The organism is Erwinia psidii (genome assembly GCF_003846135.1).
In the GTDB taxonomy this organism is placed as follows: domain Bacteria; phylum Pseudomonadota; class Gammaproteobacteria; order Enterobacterales; family Enterobacteriaceae; genus Erwinia; species Erwinia psidii.
Genome location: NZ_RHHM01000014.1, coordinates 1 through 15,583 on the forward strand (window position 1 = coordinate 1; position 15,583 = coordinate 15,583).

Below are 15,583 nucleotides of genomic sequence, written 5' to 3' on the forward strand. Positions count from 1 at the left end.
GCTTCGAGGCGAAACTCAGGGCTAAAATTGCGTCTGTTACGTCCGGTCATAATGTCACCTGTTTTGGCTATGAGGTGATGATATCACCTCTATTCAGGTGGCCAAATTCACTATGCCACTACAAATCGAAGACAATCAGATTGTTTTTGCATTAGACGAGACCATCTGGCACCAGCAATAAAAGCATGTCATGCCGTATTAAAGGCTCATTTTGGTGAGCCTTTTTGCTGTCAACACAGAGGCGGTAGTTTTGACTTCCGCTGATCTTTTTCAGGCTGCATGTCATGCGGCCTGTGGCGTTGCGGGCATAGTGACTTACACCCGGAAGGTTTCAACCATACCTCGCAGGGCATGTGCCTGCTCAGCGAGTGACTGTGAGGCAGAAGAGGATTCTTCAACCAGTGCAGCGTTGTTCTGGGTGACGCCATCCATCTGGCTGACCGCGATGCTAACCTGCGAAATGCCCCGCATCTGTTCAGAAGATGCCAGTGATATTTCGTCCATAGACCCGGCCAAATCGCCCACCATGCCAACGATCTTCAGAATGCTCTGGCCAGTACCAGCAGCAACCTCCACACCACTCTCAATCTGTGCCACGGCCTGTTCAATTAGCTGCTTGATATCCCGTGCCGCCGTTGCGCTGCGCTGTGCAAGGGTTCTTACTTCGCCAGCCACCACCGCAAAACCACGGCCATCTTCACCCGCGCGCGCTGCTTCCACCGCCGCATTAAGCGCCAGGATATTGGTCTGAAAGGCAATACTTTCAATTACGGTGGTGATGTCTCTTACTTTTGTGGCGCTCATTGAGATGTCGCTCATGGTCTCTGACATCTGTTGTACGTCTGCTTCACCCGAACGGGCAAGCGTTGCGGCACCGCGAGCGGCCTCAGCGGTCTGCTGGGCACCCGCGGCGTTACTTTTTACCGTTGCGGTAAGCTGCTCCATGCTGGCGGCAGTTTCCTGAAGTGCGGCAGCCTGTTGCTCTGTACGTGAGGACAGCTCGGTATTACCTTGCGAAATCTCGTCCGCGGCCAGTGCCACGGAAGCGGAGGCATCTTTGATCTGCGACACCAGTTGCCGCAGATTCGTTTGCATGCTATCAAGCGACGCCAGCATGCTTGCGGTATCGTTGCGACGCAGTGCGACCTGTGTCGTCAAATCGCCTGAGGCAATAGTGGCGGCGAGCGCCTGTGCCTGTGCGGGTTCTCCGCCTAACTGCTGCATCAATGTGCGCACGGTCAGTATGCAGGTACCCGCTGCGATAAGTACTGAAACCCCTGCCAGAATAATGATAATCAGCGACGAGTGGTCGGCGGCAGCGCTGTTCTGCTCAACCGCGGACTGGCTGTTTTTCATCTGAACCTGTGCCATATCATTGAGGGCGTTCAGCAGAACATTCTGTGTGGGGCGCGTCACATTCATCAGGTAAGCGGTGGCTTGCTGCGTCTGGTTATTCAGCCCCAATTGCCCGACGCGATCCAATGAAGTAAATGTTGCCGGTTCGGCATCCGTCATGCGTTTGAACGTTTCACGTCCAGCGGGCGTAGAGTCAGTTTCAAGAATATTGCCCAGTGCCTGACGATTAGTAATGTAAAGTGTTTTCTGCTTCTGCAACCTGTCCCATTCAGATTTCATGGCCTGTGGGTCAGTCAGCAGCACGACGTTACGGACAGCAATGGCCATATCCCTCAGACTGCTACGCATATCCAGTACAAGCTGATACTTTTTCATTTTGATATTGACAGTGTCGTCCATGCCGTCGCTGGCTCTGTTAAGGGCATTCAGGGCAATTGAGGTACAGAGTATAAATAACAGAATTAGCAGACCGAAGCCGGTAAAAAGCCGCGTAGATATCTTCATTGTAGGGACCCGGGTTTATTGGTTATCCCTACTGCTATCGGCTGGTTCGGGAATTAAAAGAGAGCAGATGTAAAATAAGATCGCATTCGATGTTAAATGACTTATCTTGACATAATATGCTGTTCTTGAGGGTTTTTTAAGGTTGTTTGTTTTTTACTGGCAAAGATGTTTACCCACTGTGGTTACATTACCTTTATCCCACACACTTACTGTGTCCATGACCGCGATGCAAAAAGTGACGCGGAGTGAGAAAGCCATATCGTTATGGAGGGTGCCGCCCTAAGCATGTTTTTTATTGTCTGTTAAACCTCAGACTTTATGCTGCCAGTGGAACTATGCGGCCGTTGCTTACCGACGCTTTGCAGTAGTAAGCAGCGGAAGGTTCAGGCAGCATTAATCCTGCCGGGAAATATCGGCAAATGAGGCATTAAGTTGCTGGGACAATACCTGCGGGGCCAGTTCAATTTCCAGGCCACGTTTGCCGCCGGAAATAAAAATAGTTGGAAAGTTCAGGGCAGAGCGGTCGATGACCGTTGGCAGACGCTTTTTCTGCCCCAAAGGGCTTATCCCACCCAGCAAATATCCTGTGGTGCGCTGGGCGATGTGCCGATCGGCCATTTCCACCTTTTTTACCGTTAACGCTTTTGCTACCAGCTTCAGATCCAACTGCCCGGCGACGGGTGTTACAGCCACAGCAAGCGTCCTGTTATCGCCGTTAAGTGCCACCAGCAGCGTTTTATACACTCGTCCGGCGTCCTGGTTTAGGCGGGCCACCGCCTCATCGCCAAAATGCGTTTCACCGGTATCATGCTCATAAGAATGCAGGCGGAAACTGACTTTGTTTTTTTCCAGAAGTTTTACAGCGGGCGTCATTAAACGGGTCCTTGTGAATGAAAATCATCTGTCAGGCATGTCTTGCCGCTGCTGAAAAAAACGCTGGCGAAAATTCAGGCTTTACGCGACAATTATAGACATCAGCAATAGTCTGCTGATAACGAACTAAAATTATTAAAAAATTTCTTTTGACAGGCCAATAGTTATATTGGCCTTCTTTTTCAGCTTTTTTCCAACATGGTTAGCAAGTTCCCTTCGCCATAGAGATGCAGCGCCCCGACAGCCACCACATACCTTCCCGCTGGCAAATTACGCAGTGTCTGGCACCAACGCTGGTTACGCTGCAACATCAGCACATCATTCAGTGCTTCGTTAAAGGTATTGGGCATGTTGCTATGGCTGGTGGTTGGCGGACTTTCCAGCCACCAGCTAATCATGGTTTGCAACAGGCGGGCATTGGTGTGCCAGTGCGTCAGGGTGTCTTCCAGCAGAGAAAGCCCATTATTTGGCAGCCCATTCAGCAGCGCCAGTTGGGTTTCCGGCCCTTCCAGTTCAATAACTTTTTTCTGTTGCACGTGGGCTGCTTCCAGCAACTGGAAATCAATCCCACAGTGGGTGTGCAGACCAAGACGTTGTGCCTGCTGTGCCTGAAGCATAAGCGCTATTTGCCAGCCAGGAAGTGAATCAATGCCTTCATGGCCGATTTCCATCTCATCACACCGACGATAAAGATCGTGCAATTGTAACCCTGAAAGACGCTCTGCCAGTGGGTTACATTGTTCACTTTGGCTGAACGGCGACGCGCCAGAGGTAATATCCGCTTCAACAATCAGTGCGTCTGCACATTCAAGCTTTGCCAGCAATTGTACAGGAAGTGGTGCCATGTCTGGTGTACCCATATGAATACTACCGACCATGTGCAGCTGGCGGTGACCCAGGGTGATATCTTCTGCTGGCCATGTATAGTCTGTCCGCGAGAATTTTTGTAACAGGGATGTCAGCTTACAAAATAGTTTTGCCATATTCTCCGCCTTACCGTTATCACACCATGCTAACGTTTAAGCTGACAGCGGAACAGGCAAACAGGCGGGAAACGTGTCGGGCCGGGGTTACGCATTGTCAGATGGTTGGTAGCGGAGCAGCCGGTTTGCGTTAGTGACAACGGTCACGGACGACAACGCCATTGCCGCTCCTGCCACTACCGGACTGAGCAATGTGCCGGTCAGTGGGTAGAACACACCCGCGGCAATCGGAATACCACAGAGGTTATAAACAAATGCCCCAAGCAGGTTTTGTTTCATATTACGCAGCGTGGCGCTGGCAATCGCCAGACCATCAGCCAGGGCGTTCAGATCATTGCGCATCAGCGTCATGCCAGCGGTTTCAATTGCCACATCGCTGCCGCCACCGATAGCAATGCCCACATCGGCCTGCGCCAGCGCTGGCGCATCATTGATGCCATCGCCAATCATGGCTACCTGGTGTCCCTGCTGTTGCAGAGCGCGGATGGCATCTGCTTTACCTTCCGGCAACACGCCAGCGATCACTTTCTCCAACCCTGCCTCCAGGGCAATCGCCCGGGCAGTGGTTTCGTTATCGCCGGTTAACATCACCAGTTGATAGCCCCGTGCTTTCAGTCGTTTCAACGTCCGCACGCTGGTTGCCCGCAGCGGGTCACGAACGGAAAACAGTGCTTTTATTTCACCATCGGCTGCAAGCAAAACCGGCGTACTGCCTTTTGCCGACTGGGCGGCTATTTGCGCCGAGGCTTGCGTAATGGCGATATTCTGTTGTGACAACAGGGTACTGTTCCCCAGCCACAGTGCTGTCCCGTCAGCGTTACCACACACACCCAGCCCATGAAGGGTACGGAATTGGGTTATTTCCGGCAGGGAAATATCCCCGGCGTGATGTTGAATGGCACGGGCCAGTGGATGCTGTGAACCCTGTTCAAGCGCCGCTGCCCAGCGAAGCGCCTGCTGTTCAGTTGTACCATTGAACAGGATGATATCGATCACGCGCGGTGCCCCTTCTGTTAGCGTGCCAGTCTTATCAAACACCAGAACAGAGAGCGTGCTGGCGCGCTGTAGGGCGTTTGCATCCCGGACCAGAACGCCCGCTTCGGCGGCCCGACCGACACCAGCAATGATTGACATTGGAGTGGCAAGCCCCAGTGCGCAGGGGCAGGCAATAATCAACACGGTTGTGGCGATCGTCAGCGTATAAACAATTTGTGGTGCCGGGCCTGCGAGATACCACACTACCGCGCTGAGCAGGGCGATAAGTATGACAACCGGTACGAAAACAGCCGAAATGCGGTCGGCCAGTCGACCAATTTCTGGCTTACTGGTTTGTGCCTGACGCACCAGATGAATAATGCGTGCCAGCGTAGTGTTTTTACCCACCTCGCTGGCCGTGAACAGTACACTGCCATCCTGCATGACGGTTCCTGCATGAATTTTATCCCCCGGAGATTTTTCCTGCGGCATTGCTTCACCGGTTAACATCGCTTCATCAAGCCATGCCTGTCCCTGAGAAATAACACCGTCCACCGGAACCCGATCTCCGGTGGTTAACCGCAAGCTCATTCCTCGCCGCACATCGCCCAGACTGATGGTTTTTTCTCCGTCTTCTGTCACTACTCTGGCGCCAGGCGGAGTCAGGTCTAACAGACGTTCAAGCGCGAGGGAGGAGCGTTGACGTGCACGCTGCTCAAGCATATGACCAAGGTTTATCAGCCCGATTATCATCGCGCTGGCTTCATAATAAAGGTGACGTGAAGCGGGTGGAAATACGTCAGGCAACAGGCTGACGGTAATCGAGTAAAGCCATGCGGCGGCGGTTCCCAGCGCCACCAGGGTATCCATGGTGGTCGTCCCTTTCCGCAGGCTGAGCCAGGCGCTACGGTAAAAATGCCCCCCTGCGGTCACCATCACCAGAAGCGTCAGAAAACCCACCAACAACCAGCCGCTACGATTACTTTCTGTAAGCATCATCCGATCGCCGGTCATTCCCCATAACATCAGAGGAGTACCGAGCGCCAGTGCTACAATCGCCTGCCAGCGGAAACGGCGCATGGCATTAGTCGCCGCCTGTTGCTGTTTTTCCCGACGTTTATGATCGTCACTGATAATCTCTGCACCGTAACCGGCGTCCTGTACTGCCTGAATAAGTACAGAAGAGGAAGTATCACCCACTACCAGCGCGCTGCGTTCGGCCAGATTGACTCGCGCCTGGTGAACGCCGGACACATTGTGCAGCGCCCGTTCTACCCGTGTCACGCAGCTGGCGCAGCTCATGCCATCAATCAGCAGATGAAAACTCTCTTTCCTCTGTGCCGGAAGCTGATGAATGTCCGCTGTCAGCGCGTCCGGCTGAGATTCTGATACTGTCAGCGGTTCAGGCTTTGGGTGAATGACCTTCTGAATAGGGGAAGCATGATATCCTGCCTGTTCCACGGCAGCGATCATCTCTTCTGTACTGCCACTGCCGCTAATCTGTGCTTCGGTAAGCGTAACTTCCACACTCTGCACATCAGAACGCAGTTCCAGTGCCTCTTTCACGCGTTTAACACAGTGACCGCAGGACAGACCTTCTAACGCAAGGGTAATCGTTTGTGGCATAAATCCTCTGGGGAATCCCTTTTATCTGTACTCAGGATGGATACAAGATTAAACCTTCCAGTAACGGGAAGGTCAACGTGATGTTTTACCATGTCGTATTGTGGATGGACTAAGGCTGTTTCTGTGCCTTGTTTTATTTTTATTGTGTTTCGCAACTTGCTGTTTTGTTTTCTGGTGGTCTGTTTATGTTGGTACTTGTTGTTAAAATGATATTTTTTTTGGATTTGTCTTGCTGATATTTGAGTGCTAAAAAACATGGGATTACTTTTAGCTGTTTCGCTTATGTTAAATAATTGAGTGTTATATCTCTGTGTCTTGCTACGAAATATCCCAATAGCTGTTCTGCAAAGTTTCGTGTGAAGGTGAATCCAGTTTTATACGGCCATTCAACGTAAATACATATTATAATTGGATCTTGTAATGTTTTTTTTCTTAAAATATCATGATGTGGCCTTGTAGTGACGAAATTGGTTTTTAATTTTTGTCAAATAATATCAAGTGTGATAAAAACCAACAGGTTACCGGCAGGAGGTTGTAATCCTTTTGTAATAGAGGTTGGGTTATTTAATTACTCTTTTTTAGGTTTCGTGAAAGGTTAAGGTGTTATTCCTTTTCTGTTAAGGAAAGCAAGAATATATTTTATTAAGGATTGAAAATGAAAAGACTTGTACTTGTAACTTCTTTAGCCGCCGCATTATCTTGTGCTAATGCCGTAGCTGATATTACTACATCAGCTACGGCAAGTTGGGACGCATCTGCTACTAAAGACACTACCAGTTCCCTGATCGTTACCCCATTAAAGTCGCTGTCATTCCAATATGCTGAAAGTATCGCCGCATTCAATTCACAGGAAGGTGCTTTCGATATCACTATTCAGGGACAGGATGGTGCCACTGATTTCACATTAACCTCTCAGATTATCAGTAATACTCTGAGCCGCAGCACTGACGATTCAACACTGAATGTGGGTGTAAAATGGAACGGTGGGAGCCTGAGCAAAACGGCGGCAATCACCATGATCGACACTGCAAAAAGTCAGAGTTCCGGGCTTGATACCCTGGCATCTCCAACGGCTTTTGCAGGTTCAGAACGCGTCAGTGCCCTGGGCGCATTTAACTTCACGGTTGATTCCGCGACCTCAGATGGAAGTACCGCAGCGAAATTCTCCGATCTGGCAGATGGTTACTGGAGTGGGGATGTGAAAGTTCAGTTCACTGCTGTCTGGTCAGAATCTGCGACTTAAACTGAGTAGCAGTAAGCAACTATAAAAATTGTACATAGGAGGTCGGAGACCTCCTTTTTGCGCCTGCCTGTAACACAGATGGCGATTTTAAGGGATTGTTATGAAAATAAAAAACTGTCTTTATCTCCTTTTAACACTTTGTGTCTCCCTGTCAGTTCAGGCCATTAATGTTGGTGAGATAACGTCTATTATCACTTCTGATTCATCCAGCCTGGCAAAAGAAATAATTAATACAACGGATTCTGCCCGCTTTGTCAGTATCAGCGTGGAGCGTATTTCTTCGCCAATGGCTGGCGGAAAAATTATTCCTATACAAAGCAAGTCAGAGCTACTGTTTACGCCTGCCAGTCTGATTATGCCCGGTGATGCAAGAGAACATTTTCGTTTTATTTATGGAGGAAAAGAAGATGACAAGGAAAGGTATTATCGTCTGACATGGACGGATGAACCTGTTACCGAGTTTAATGCCATTCCGGGTCAAAAAGGTGGTCATGCAACAACGTCGGCCACCATCAGTACTATTCTGGTCGTTGCACCCAGGAAAGAACATTTTTCATTCAACTACCAGGATGGAGTGGTGAGTAATAATGGCAATACTTCATTCCGTGTTGTTGCGTTTGGCCCTTGCAAAGATAAGGGAAAAAATCAGAAGGAAGGATGCCGGGAACGTTATTATGTTATGCCAGGAAACAGTGTGAGAATGAGTAATACTGATACTGAGAAAAATAAAACACGCATCGGAATATGGCACGGTGGTAAGTACATTTCAGTTAAATAAGGTCTGTCTATGCATAAGTCAGATGGTGTTAAGTGGATTGTTCTTACCGGTGTAGTTGCGATTTGCATAACAGGAAATGCTTTTTCATCAACCTCTTTAGTGCCGGTTCGTATTAATAATTATATTGTTCCGGCTATATTTGCCAGCGCATTATACCAGGGGATGAAGGTTCCGGTATTTATTCGTTATGATAAGTCTGATGAAATTGCGCAGAGCAAGCAAAAAATAGCCGATGCATTACTCTCGCTTCATGATGGAGAGTTCCAGATTAATCAAATCACATTATCAGACTTGCCAGATCGGACCGCACTTTCATCGGAGGTGAAAAACGTGCTGGAGGGCTTGAAGAATAAACGGTTGGGGAAAGAAACTCACTTGCGATTATCAGAGGATGCATCGCTCTCCCTTGATACAAAATCTTTTTATCTTGAGTTGACGGTCAGTGAGGCGGCCACATCGGCTTTGCTGTTACCCAGAACATCTGTGTTGGGCAATTCTTCCGCCGATCATTTCTCAAACGTACTCAACTATACCTTTGGCAGCTATTACAACCAGTCCGGTGGGCTCAATAATGCCAGTAGTTACCTGACTGCAGATAATACTTCTGCCTTACGTGAACACCATTTTAACCTTAATGGATCGCTTTACGGTGTTGGCACCGCTAATCCACACGGCGGTTTGTATCGCGCAATGTATGAGCGTGATTTCCAGGGGAGACGTATTGCTCTGGGTATGGTAGATACCTGGAATTTACAGTCCGTAGCCAGTATGAGCGCACTTAACTCAAGCCGTATCTATGGTGTAAGTTACGGCAATAAGAGTAATACGCAAAGGGAAGACAATACGCTTTCGCTGGTGCCTGTCACCGTATTTTTGCCTGCGGCTGGCGAAGTTCATGTTTATCGGGATGGGAAGCTGTTAAGTATTCAAAACTTCATGATGGGGACTTATGAAGTTGACACGTCGCGCCTCCCGTTCGGTATTTATAATGTGGATGTTCAGGTGGTGGTCAATGGAAAAATAGTCAGTTCACGCACGGCACAAATCAATAAAACCTTTGCCCGAGACTCCAGCGTCACCGGAAATGTTTCATGGCAACTTTTTGGTGGTGTTCTGGAATATAACGAAACCAGTTACCGTAAAAGTGGCGATGTTTACTATGGAAAAAAACAGACCTGGATATCCGGGGTGGCTGCCGCCACTACCCAGCCCTGGCTGTCCGGTGTGACGTTAAAATCCACACTCTATGGATTTGATCATAATGTCGCCAGTGAGTCAGAGGCTAATCTTGCTTTTAACGACAGATTGAGTCTGAACCAGCAGGTACTGCTGGCGACTGACAGCAGCTGGCAAAGTATCAGTACGCTTAATCTGAATGTCCCCGGCGGCTATGGCAGTTTTTGGGGAGCGAGAAGTTTCAGCCACGCCGGCATTCATTTACCGCTGAAACGAAGTGATTCTTTTATTATCGGCTCTACGGCAAATCTTGGTAAATTTTCCCACTGGTTGGGCGTTTTTTCTGTTAGCAGAACGGATAATCGATATAATAATAACAGATATACCAATGCAAACTATTCTCAGTCTGTTTTTTCTAATCGTTATATCTCTGCTACGTTAAATACAGGCATTCAACGATACAGTTATGACAGTGGTAAAGAAGTAAATGAGAAATACGTAAGTGCCAGTCTTTCATTGCCGTTGTCAAGCTGGCTGAGTGCGGGTGTTTCCAGCGAGAATGGCAATTTTTTGGCAAATGTATCTGTACGTAGGCATTTTGATAACAGCGCTATTAACCAGGCCGGGATCTCAGTCTCCAAACGTATAAATAATAATGAAAGAAGCTATGCATCAAACAGTGCCGCGGCAAATGGTTACATGTCGTATGCTGCGAAATATAATTCAGGCACGCTGTCCGCCACCCGTTCCTCCGATGGAGGGACAACCGTAAATTTCAGCTCGCAGGGTAGTGTCGGCTTTGCCGAAAATAGCCTTACCGCTGGGCAAGGTTTGCAAAATGCTGGCCTGATGGTTAAAACAGGTTTTACGGATAATGAAAAAATCATCGCAAAAATAAATGGCAGGAATTATTCCCTGAGTGGGAAGGATAATTATATTAGTCTGCCATCTTATTCAGAATATCAAATAGAACTGATGAATGATAAAAACTCCCCGGATACCGTCGATATAATCAGTAGCAGGAAAAGTAAGGTTGTGCTTTATCCTGGCAATATCGGCGTGATTACGCCCGAAGTCAAGCAGCTGGTGACGGTTTTCGGTCGTATTCGTCGCGCAGATGGGAGTGCTTATATAAATACTGATATTGCTAATCATATCGGTAAAACCCGCACCGATGAGTATGGAGAGTTTGCGATGGATGTGGATAAACGCTATCCGGTTATCACACTCATCAACAGCGACGGTGAACGATGTGAAGCTGAACTCGACCTTCACAGTGCACGTGGTGCGATCTGGATAGGTGAAGTAACGTGTATTCCTCTGGAACGTTTCGCCTTACGTAATAAAGGGAATCAGTAAATATGTCTATTTTTCTCAAGATATTGCTACCGATCGTGGGATATTTTTTTCTGCTGATGCCGGTGAGTGCGGTGAATGTTTCCAGTAGTGGTTCCGGTAGCAATAGTTTCCTTCTTATTGAAAATGGAGTGGATAATGAGTTTTTTATTACGCCTTCTTCATTAGATCCACGTTTTTCTGGCGCCAATATCTGGACTCGTTACTCTACCAATCAGGTCAGTCTGGCTTATATCGGGTATGTGGGCTGGGCTTATGCCAACCGCTACTTTGATATGTGGATCAGTGATTCTCCCATCATCAGGCCCTTTGAGGGTATACGCTGTATGACTTCGGGTAGTGCCTGTCCTTCTTCCGGTCGCGTGCAAGCTGATGTTACTGATGATGAAGGGTTTTATCATGCAAGATCGGGAAGTTCTGTCTACAACGGAAGCTATGGGTTCGCTTCATTAAGTTCGGCGGCGTTCGAGTACTTTCGCACTATGTCGGTAGGTGAAAGTAAAGCGTTGACCCTGAACTTGTGTTACACCAACACCAACTATGATTATGCATCAGGGGTAAAATGCCGGGATCTGGCATCGGGCGCAACATGGCGTCAGTACACAAGTACCTTGACTAAAGTGGGCCATTTATCGCTAAAAAGCACCGGGGCTGCTTCTGAAATCTGGATTGCCAGTGACGGAACGCCGGGCACAAATGGAAACACTGATTTATGCTACACGGCAGTGGTCTCGAATGTTTCTGGTATGGTTTGTAAGATGGTTTCTTATCAGCTTCAGCAAACCCAGGTTGTCACATCGCTACTTCGATTCAGTATGATTATTGATACTGCAACGCTGGGTTTTTCACCTTCAGCGTCTGAAGTCAGATTTAGTGGTAATGGATCGAGCTGGCAGAATTATTCTGCTTCGGCCTCCGCGTACAGCAATTTTTTTAGCGTGGGTGATGGTTATATTTATGTTTTTTTTGCAAACAGCTTTTTCTCTAAAATACTCAACAGTGGTAAAGATTTAACTAATAAAGATGAACTTTTCACCTTCTATTTCAATAATAGCGTTAACCCGGAATCAGGTTATTATCAGTTCACTGCCTCAAATCAGATAAATATTATCCCCAAAGAATATGGCATCAGCATCATTTCTTCAGATGGTGCGTCTTTTTCCAAAGGTTCCGGCAAGATTGGCAGTGAGTCACCCATTGAATTTAGCTACAGGGTAACCACTTCTGCATCCCGTCAGGCTGACAGTATCACTGCACAGGTCACGGGGGACAGTACGATAATCAATGGCACAGCCTACTGCGTGTTCACTTCCACAGATGGCTCATTTTCTGTGCCGGTGCCAGCCTACCTTTCCTGGGTTTCAGCTTCAGGTGCAACGCAAACCAGACGTAACAGCTGTGGTGAAGATGCTGTTGATATGACATCGGCTAACTGGGTTCAAACAGCGTGGAACGCGGTTGTAGATGATGGTTACTTTTATACCACCACCCTGAAGTTACTGTTTCCGATGGATAACTCCCGATCACAGTTTACCGTCGACGGAGCAGACTGGCTGGGAACCGTCAGTGCCAGTGGCGAAGTCAGGGTCACAGCAACCTGGGTTGGCGTTGACAGGTAACGGCAGAAAATGAAAAAGATAATCTGTTCTTTCGTGTTTTTTTTGACGTTCACTTTTCCGGCGGGCGCGGTTTTTCTCGACTCACTGGTCTTCGATATTACACCTGATAAATCATTTACTTCACGGGCTGTATTGAATGACACAACAAGAAACAACCTTTATCAGCTGACCGTTTTCAAGATTGATAAACCAGGTCGGGGAGGGGAGAACCGTATTACTGGGGGAGATAAAGAAGTGCTGTACAGCCCACTTCGTTTTACGGTTCAGCCCGGTGAAAAAGACTATTTCAAACTTTTTTACCGTGGGCCTTCAGATGATCAGGAACGTTATTATCGCGTTATTTTCAGAGAGTCTCCCGTGTTACTTTTTCCTCTGAAACAGGAAAAGCAGCATATGTATGCTATTCCTGTTATTGCGTTGAGCACGCTACTTATAGTGCGTCCGCGTAATGTTAAGCTTGACTTCACGTTTGATGAAGAGAACGGCACAATACGTAATACAGGTAATACCTTCTTTCGGGTTATTATTCAGAAAGGTTGTCATGGTGATGATGAAAGTTCTCTCCAGTTCTCAATGTTGCCGGGCGAAAGCTGGCAGAATTCGCAGGTTAACGTCAACAACAGGAAATTTATTGTCGCACTCGGACGCTACTACCCACTCGGTAAGGGATGTTTTGACGGCTAAACGTGTAAGGATGGAGAGGTGAGATGAATATCAGTGATATTGCCCGTAAAACCGGACTGACAAGCAAGGCGATCCGTTTTTATGAGGAAAAAGGGGTAGTCACGCCGCCAAAGAGAAGTGAAAATGGCTACCGCTGCTACACAGAAAAGAACCTCGAAGAACTCACATTATTACGCCAGGCAAGACAGATTGGTTTCACCCTGGAAGAGTGCAGGGAAATGGTATCACTGTTTAACAACCCAAACCGTCACAGTGCTGATGTGAAAGCTCATACGCTAAATAAAGTCACTGATATTGAAAAACATATTCAGGAACTGGTGCAGATGCGTGAACGCCTGCTTGCGCTGGTTGACATCTGTCCGGGAGATGACAGTGCCGACTGCCCAATAATTAATGCTCTTGCAGGATGTTGTAAGGGTAAAAACACGGTCTGAGCCTGCTTCCTCTCAGCATGGACGTCCTCTGGTCAGACATTTGGCACAGGATACCCCATTTTACAGCTTTGTACCCTGCACCGTTCGGTGCGTTTTGCTATCCGGTTACCGCCATGTGTTTTCCCATTTTTTTATTCACCAGACCGCGTTTATCTGCAATGACTGCCCCGATCTGGCCTTTTGTCTTTCAACATGGTGCCTGGCGACTGAAAGCGATGACTTATGCCAACGCCTGAGCCCGATTGCCTTACGTTTTTCTCAGGGTAAGGATGTGTTGCCGTTTTATTCAGTATCAGGCGGGACGGGAAGAAATTATAATTATCCAACGCAAATAAACGCGCCTGCACCAAAAGAAGGTGAGAACATCACTTCCTTAGCAGAAGATATTTCTGATGTGCGGCTATACCCGTCTTCGTAGTATCATCAGGTGCTGACCGGAAAACGCTGATTGCCGCAGTGCAGGTGCGTTAAAAATATGGCGGGTGGCACCCGGCGGTTAACCCTTATTAACGCCGGATACTGCTTTCTGAGCATTCCGTTGACGCGTTATCAATGAACCTGTCAATCTGCAGGGTAATTCCTTCAACAGCCATCACCACGACCTGAGTACCCGCCGGATAATTTTCTTTTGCCTGCACGCGCCAGCTGCTGTCACCTATTCTCACATGACCAAATCCGTCAACCAGGGAATGTTCCAGGGTAAGTTTACGACCAGTCAACTGTTTGCCACGCTGATTGAGAGAGGAGGACGGCCGGTGGTTATGGCGATTTTTCAGCCAGTAATACCAGCCAATGGCGGAGAGCACAGTCAGCATGGCAAAACTGACGCCCTGCCATTCCCATGAAAATGGTACTATCCATATCAGCAAACTGACCAGCAGCGCTGCCACACCGCTCCAGAGCAGATAGCCGCTTGCACCCAGCATCTCAGCAGCCAGCAGCACGCATCCAACTGCCAGCCAGAGCAGCCAGGGAGTCGCTAACAATTCGGCCATCATTGTTGCCGATCTTTTTTAGTTTCGTTCAGCAGCTCAGAAATCCCGGCAATGGACCCTATCAGGCTGCTGGCGTCCAGCGGCATAAGCACCATTTTGCTGTTACTGGCTGTACCAATATGTTGCAGGGCATCGGTATATTTCTGGGCCACGAAGTAATTAATGGCCTGGATATCACCGGCAGCGATAGCTTCCGACACCATTTTGGTTGCGGCTGCTTCCGCCTCTGCACTTCGTTCCCGCGCCTCTGCCTGTAAAAACGCTGACTGCCTTTCTCCCTCCGCTTTAAGGATCTGTGCCTGTTTATCGCCCTCCGCACGGAGAATGGCTGCCTGGCGTACCCCCTCTGCTTCCAGAATATCTGCACGCTTGGTACGTTCAGCCTTCATTTGCGCATTCATTGATGCAGTCAGTTCGGCCGGAGGCCTCACATCACGAATTTCGATACGGGTTATTTTCACGCCCCACGGATTGGTTGCCTCATCCACAATACGCAGCAGCCGGGTATTGATGTTGTCGCGTTGCGACAGCATTTCATCCAGCTCCATCGAACCCAACACGGTTCGCATATTGGTCATGGTCAGATTCACAATCGCCAATTCCAGATTGCTGACCTCATAGGCGGCGCGTGCGGAGTCCACCACCTGAGTAAAGCAAACGGCATCAATGGTGACGCTGGCATTGTCTTTGGAAATGATCTCCTGAGAGGGGATATCAAGTACCTGTTCCATCATGCTGATCCTGCGGCCAACGCGATCCATGAAAGGCACCAGCAAATTCAGGCCCGGCTGCAACGTTTTGGTATAACGGCCAAAGCGTTCCACCGTCCATTGATAGCCCTGTGGGACAATTTTAATGCCTGACCAGACGATAATCAGGGCCAGAATAACAATGACGGGAATAACAGTCAGCATATAACCTCCGGGTTGTTGATATCACAGGCCGAAAAAATCCCTTCGGCCATCATTGACTGATCCTTAC

12 protein-coding genes are annotated in these 15,583 nt (G+C 48.4%); 6 read left to right on the forward strand and 6 right to left on the reverse strand.

Annotation, left to right across the window (positions count from 1 at the left end):
- Nucleotides 1-315 precede the first annotated feature (315 nt).
- The 4 genes from EB241_RS16190 to copA all read right to left on the reverse strand — a co-directional run bounded on the left by EB241_RS16190 (nt 316) and on the right by copA (nt 6,317).
- Nucleotides 316-1,860, reverse strand: a complete 1,545-nt coding sequence (locus EB241_RS16190) for a methyl-accepting chemotaxis protein (protein ID WP_124234151.1) — start codon at nt 1,858-1,860, stop codon at nt 316-318.
- Between the two features lie 393 nt (nt 1,861-2,253).
- On the reverse strand, nt 2,254-2,733 hold the full coding sequence (gene ybaK, locus EB241_RS16195; protein ID WP_124234152.1) for a Cys-tRNA(Pro)/Cys-tRNA(Cys) deacylase YbaK: 480 nt from the start codon (nt 2,731-2,733) through the stop codon (nt 2,254-2,256).
- A 182-nt stretch (nt 2,734-2,915) separates the two neighbouring features.
- Nucleotides 2,916-3,716: a TraB/GumN family protein gene (locus tag EB241_RS16200; RefSeq protein ID WP_124234153.1), complete on the reverse strand. Its 801-nt coding sequence runs from the start codon at nt 3,714-3,716 to the stop codon at nt 2,916-2,918.
- 87 nt (nt 3,717-3,803) lie between these two features.
- Nucleotides 3,804-6,317: a copper-exporting P-type ATPase CopA gene (gene copA / locus EB241_RS16205; protein WP_124234154.1), complete on the reverse strand. Its 2,514-nt coding sequence runs from the start codon at nt 6,315-6,317 to the stop codon at nt 3,804-3,806.
- A 655-nt stretch (nt 6,318-6,972) separates the two neighbouring features.
- On the opposite strand from copA, the gene ecpA reads away from it, so the two are divergent.
- The 6 genes from ecpA to cueR all read left to right on the forward strand — a co-directional run bounded on the left by ecpA (nt 6,973) and on the right by cueR (nt 13,607).
- Nucleotides 6,973-7,560 (forward strand): common pilus major fimbrillin subunit EcpA, encoded by a 588-nt coding sequence (gene ecpA / locus EB241_RS16210; RefSeq protein ID WP_124234155.1) that lies wholly within the window; start codon nt 6,973-6,975, stop codon nt 7,558-7,560.
- A 100-nt stretch (nt 7,561-7,660) separates the two neighbouring features.
- The gene (locus EB241_RS16215; protein ID WP_124234156.1) at nt 7,661-8,338 is read left to right on the forward strand and encodes an EcpB family pilus assembly chaperone; all 678 of its coding nucleotides are present in this window, start codon (nt 7,661-7,663) and stop codon (nt 8,336-8,338) included.
- Nucleotides 8,339-8,347: 9 nt separating this feature from the next.
- Complete coding sequence (locus tag EB241_RS16220) at nt 8,348-10,873, forward strand: TcfC E-set like domain-containing protein (RefSeq protein ID WP_124234157.1); 2,526 nt, start codon at nt 8,348-8,350, stop codon at nt 10,871-10,873.
- A gap of 2 nt (nt 10,874-10,875) precedes the next feature.
- Nucleotides 10,876-12,489 carry a fimbrial protein gene (locus tag EB241_RS16225; protein ID WP_124234158.1) on the forward strand — a complete coding sequence of 538 codons (1,614 nt, stop codon included), beginning with the start codon at nt 10,876-10,878 and terminating at the stop codon, nt 12,487-12,489.
- Nucleotides 12,490-12,498: 9 nt separating this feature from the next.
- Complete coding sequence (locus tag EB241_RS16230; RefSeq protein ID WP_124234159.1) at nt 12,499-13,173, forward strand: fimbrial biogenesis chaperone; 675 nt, start codon at nt 12,499-12,501, stop codon at nt 13,171-13,173.
- A gap of 23 nt (nt 13,174-13,196) precedes the next feature.
- Entirely contained in the window at nt 13,197-13,607 is a 411-nt protein-coding gene (gene cueR / locus EB241_RS16235) for a Cu(I)-responsive transcriptional regulator (RefSeq protein ID WP_124234160.1), read from the forward strand.
- Between the two features lie 506 nt (nt 13,608-14,113).
- On the opposite strand, the gene EB241_RS16240 is transcribed toward cueR, so the two are convergent.
- Both EB241_RS16240 and EB241_RS16245 read right to left on the reverse strand, forming a co-directional pair.
- Complete coding sequence (locus tag EB241_RS16240) at nt 14,114-14,605, reverse strand: NfeD family protein (protein ID WP_124234161.1); 492 nt, start codon at nt 14,603-14,605, stop codon at nt 14,114-14,116.
- Complete coding sequence (locus EB241_RS16245; RefSeq protein ID WP_124234162.1) at nt 14,602-15,516, reverse strand: SPFH domain-containing protein; 915 nt, start codon at nt 15,514-15,516, stop codon at nt 14,602-14,604. Before EB241_RS16245 ends, EB241_RS16240 begins: the two co-directional genes overlap by 4 nt.
- Nucleotides 15,517-15,583 lie beyond the last annotated feature (67 nt).